This window comes from Candidatus Phytoplasma crotalariae, assembly GCF_030586865.1.
In the GTDB taxonomy this organism is placed as follows: Bacteria; Bacillota_I; Bacilli_A; order Acholeplasmatales; family Acholeplasmataceae; genus Phytoplasma; species Phytoplasma citri.
Genome location: NZ_JAOSIR010000032.1, coordinates 1 through 4,595 on the forward strand (window position 1 = coordinate 1; position 4,595 = coordinate 4,595).

The following is a 4,595-nucleotide window of genomic DNA, read 5'->3' on the forward strand; positions in this document are numbered from 1 at the left end:
TAAGAACATAAATGACGAAGACCTAACATTAAGTGTTCTTATAAATCAGACTTTAGACGAAAAATTAAACAATTTTAAAACATTAAAAAATAAAATAGATACAATTTTAACTAATGATACTAATAACCCTGATAAAAATGAGGATAATTTCGAATTTTCATCCAATAATAGTTCTTTTGCAAGCAAATTGTTTTATTTATTATGTTTTTTAATAACAGTAACATTTTTACTTATAATTTATCAATTTAATAAAAAAAACGAACACAAAAACAATAGTTTATAACTTATTCAAATACTATCAAAATAAAAAAGCACTTTCTAAATCGATTTAGAAATTAGAAAGTGTTTTTTATTTTTTTAATATTTACTTTTTTTTAAAAATTTCATGATCCACAAAAATAAAAATGGCGGAGCAGAAGGGATTCGAACCCTTGCATCAATTTCTTGAACTACATCCTTAGCAGAGATGCCTCTTATAGCCACTTGAGTACTGCTCCAAGGAAAATTTATCAATTTTTTATAAATTTTTATTTTAAAAAAGATAATACGACGTAAATTATAACAAATATAATGTCGATAAATGAAAAAAATATTATTTTTTTTTAAAATTTTCCGTTTTAGAACGGAAAATTAAAAAATGAATGAATATATAAAATAACATATTAAATTTATTTTTTTAGATTATTCAAACATACAAAATACAAAACACAAAATAACAAAAAAATAAAAACAATAATTTTAACAAAATTACGTTCTACAAATGATTCCTTTTTTTGTTGGTTAATAATTATATTTTTTGTATATTTTTTTAAAAAATTAAGAACAATATTTTCAATTTCTGTTTCTGATTTAATTGTTTCATCTGATTTTAAATTATGATTAATCCACATATTAGCTCTTTTATTAATTAAACTAATAGTCGCAGGATCAGGAGAATCTTGAAAATAATTAGATAAAAAATATTGATTTACAATTTGATTAATTTTTTTTTCTAATTTTTGTTCAAATTGTTGCTTATAAATATCAATTTTTTCGTTTAACTGTTCAATAATATTATCTAATTCTAAATCTTGCTGGAAATAAGTTTTAATTAATTGATGAATTAAATATTTTTTTAATTTTAATTGTTCAAAATGAGGTAAAGAAATATCTAAATATTTATATATTTTTTCCTGCCAAAGTTTATAATATACACTATCTTGTTGATTGAAATATTTTTCTTGATTAACAAATATTTTTGTTAAAATTTCTTCAGACAAAATATTGTTTTGAAGAAAAAATGAATCCAATTCTTTATAAAAGTCTTGAAAAGTAGTTTTTTTTAAATATTCTTTAATTTTCTCAATTTGAAATTGCGAAAATATTTTTCTATTTAAACTCATTTTATTAATTATTTTAATAGTTTCATCACGAATAAAATTTTTAAACAAATTATAAAATTTTTCATTTAAACGCGCAATGATCTTTTCTAAACAAGTGTCTTTCGAAAGATTATCTTTTTGCCAACATAAATCAATTTCTTCTTCAATTAAGTCAATAAGATTTAATTTAAACAAATCATAAATATTTTTTTGAGATAATTTTATTTTAGGAATTACTTCTTCAATCCACTTATTTTTTAAGTTTTTTATCCAATCATTAAATAGTTTATTTAATTCTAAATCTTTTAAAGAATAAATTTGAGAATTCACTTCATCTTTCATAATTGGATATTGTTTTTTTAAAAAAGGATATGTGTTAACCAAATTTTCCCATTTTTTCAATAACCAAAAGTTAATTTCTTGTTGTTTAAATAAATCCCACACAAAATATATCCGATCAACTTTATATTTATTACTATTTTGGATATATAATCTCAAAAGATCTTCTGGATTGGAAATTTTTAAATTTGGTGGTTGTACAAAATCAAAATTATCAGTTACAACATTTTGAACATCCAAATAAAAACCTAATAAATTGGAAGGCCACATATTATTCGAATCAATATCAAGATCATAAAGATAACCTACATCATTTTTTAAAGAAATATAAATAGATTTTTTATTATTTTGACTATTATTTTTAATTAATTTATAATATTTTAATTCTAATTTTTCAAAATTATTATCTTCAAAAAGTTGTTTTATAGGAATACCGTTATATTCTTTGATAAAAGCTAAATCTTGCCAAGTATAAGCTTGATGTTGATGATTATCCCAATTAACCCTATTAAGACCTAATTTTAAATCTAAGGATAATTGTAGATCGATTAATTTTACATAAGAATGTTGATGATTCGAATTTTGCGATATAGTAACAGCTTGATTTAATAAACCAATTAAACCACGAGGAGTTTTTAATTCGTCATTATTAAGTTTAAAGATAATTTTGGGAATATCATTTACCAAATAATCATAAGCCATTAAATCTAATTTATAATCTATAGCTTTTAATTTTAAAAATTCTTGAATTGAAGAAAAATCCCATAAATCAACTTTAATACGTTTATCAAAACGACTTAAAATAGCTGAATCAATTTCTTCTAAAATATTGGTCATAGCGATAATAAATACAGGTCTTTCTTTATCTTCATGAACACCCTCTAAATAAGATAAGAAAGCAGCTATAACATTACCATGATCAGTAGTCAAAGAATTACTAGCACGAGAACGAAATACACTTTCGCACTCATCTATTAAAATAATACTAGGAAATTTTTTACGAGCTTCAATAAAAATATTTTCTATTAATCTTGGTGCTTCACCTACATAAGTTTTTGAAAAATCTGAAGATGATAAAGAAAACACTGATAAACCTGATTCTCGAGCAAATGCTTCAGCTAAATGAGTTTTGCCTGTACCTGGAGGACCATATAATATAATACCTTTAGGAGGTTTTTTCATACCCATCTCAAAATATTTATTAGTATCTTTAAGATAATTTAAATATTCTTGTAATTGAGATTTTTCTTTTTTGAGACCAATCAATTGTTCGAATAAAGGCATTTTAGAAGTATCTTTAACAAATTTTTGAGCAGAAACATTGAAAGAATTATTTTTAATATTTTCGGAAGTTTGTTTATCTAATTGTTTTAAAAACGAAGATGCAATCACTTCTAAAGTATTAATAAATTTATCGGCAACATCAATATTATTAGTTAATTTTCGTTTTAACTCTTGATTATCTTGTTTGGCCTTCATCAAATCTGTTTTTAAATTATCATGTTGATAATTTAAACTATCTAATTCCGATTCAAGTTGCTGAATAGTTGTTTCACTAAGTTGATGATCTTTTTCTAATTCTTTGCGAATTTCTTGTAATTCGGAAGAAGTTTGAGATAAAGCTTTTTCAGCTTTTTCTAAGTTATTTTTATGTTGCTCAATTTTTTCTTGACTTGTAATTAAATCCTTGGTAAGTTGATCGATTTCTATTTTTAACTGTTGACGTTCAACTTCAGATAAATCCATTTGATGACGGTATTGTGTTTCTTTTTCTTGAATAGTTCGGGTTAAAGAGTGAATATTTTCGTTTTCTCTACTCGAAAAAGTGTTTAATTTTTGTATTTTATGTTTAATAAAATGAACATCCGTATCGGCTTTAGACAATAAAAAATGTTTTTCACCCAATGTATTTAATTCATTTATAAATGATTGTTGATTCGGATTATTTTTAAAATCCCAAACTTTTGTACTAAGTTGTAAAATAGTATCTAAATAACTTTTAGATATAAACAACAAATTTTTAGGAGACCAATTTTTCCAAAATAAACCTTTTGTATCTATTGAAAAAGAATTTTGTTTAGAAAACAAATATTTATCATAATTCGTAAATTCAGTATAATTACCAGGAAGAATAAAAACATATTTCTCCGGATCAGAAATTATTTCTTCTATTTTGTATCCGAAGTCATTAAATAAATCATATTTGTCTAAAGTGGACAAATATTCTGTAAAAAACAAATTTGATTTTTTATAATTATCAAACCACTTATAATTATGATTTTTAAATTCTCCTAAAATTAACAATAAAATTTGATTTAATAAAAAATTATTTTTATCCTCGTTCGATTCTTGAAAATATTGAGGAAAGGTATTCTTAATTTTGAATAAAACCTTAAATTCTTTAGCACTAATCTGTTTTAATTCATTTTCAAAATTAAACTCTTGTTCTTTTACAAATTTTGAATTACATAAAGCAAAATTAATTAAATTAATATTTTTACTTTTAATCGCCACCTTATACCAAAATAAAAAAATTAAAATTGCAAAAAAACAACAAAAAACAAAAAAAAATAAATAATTTTTTTTAATTTTCATTCCAAAGAACACCTTTTTTCGAATAATATCTTTCTAATAAATATAATCCAAATTAAATTAATAAACATTCAAATAAATAAATTTAAAATTTATATATTAAATAATCAAAAATTTACAAAAAAATCCCCATAAATAAAAAAAGATCTATTTTACAAGATCTTTTTTAACGAATAAAATATAATTAAAATGTAACTCAATCAAAAAACAAATATAATAATAAAATATTCATACATCAATTATTAAACAACTTTATCAGTATAAAGTGAAAAAAATATTACCCAATAATTATAATTCATCTAA

The 4,595-nt window shown here is 21.7% G+C and carries 2 protein-coding genes and 1 tRNA gene; 1 reads left to right on the forward strand and 2 read right to left on the reverse strand.

Annotation, left to right across the window (positions count from 1 at the left end; all coding sequences use genetic code 11):
* On the forward strand, positions 1-283 hold a 283-nt coding region (locus tag OC683_RS02000; protein WP_304514878.1), incomplete at its 5' end, for a hypothetical protein.
* Positions 284-405: 122 nt separating this feature from the next.
* Here the strand turns inward: OC683_RS02000 and OC683_RS02005 are convergent.
* Positions 406-497, reverse strand: a tRNA-Ser gene (locus OC683_RS02005).
* A gap of 171 nt (positions 498-668) precedes the next feature.
* Complete coding sequence (locus OC683_RS02010) at positions 669-4,295, reverse strand: AAA family ATPase (protein ID WP_304514879.1); 3,627 nt, start codon at positions 4,293-4,295, stop codon at positions 669-671.
* Positions 4,296-4,595: the final 300 nt, after the last annotated feature.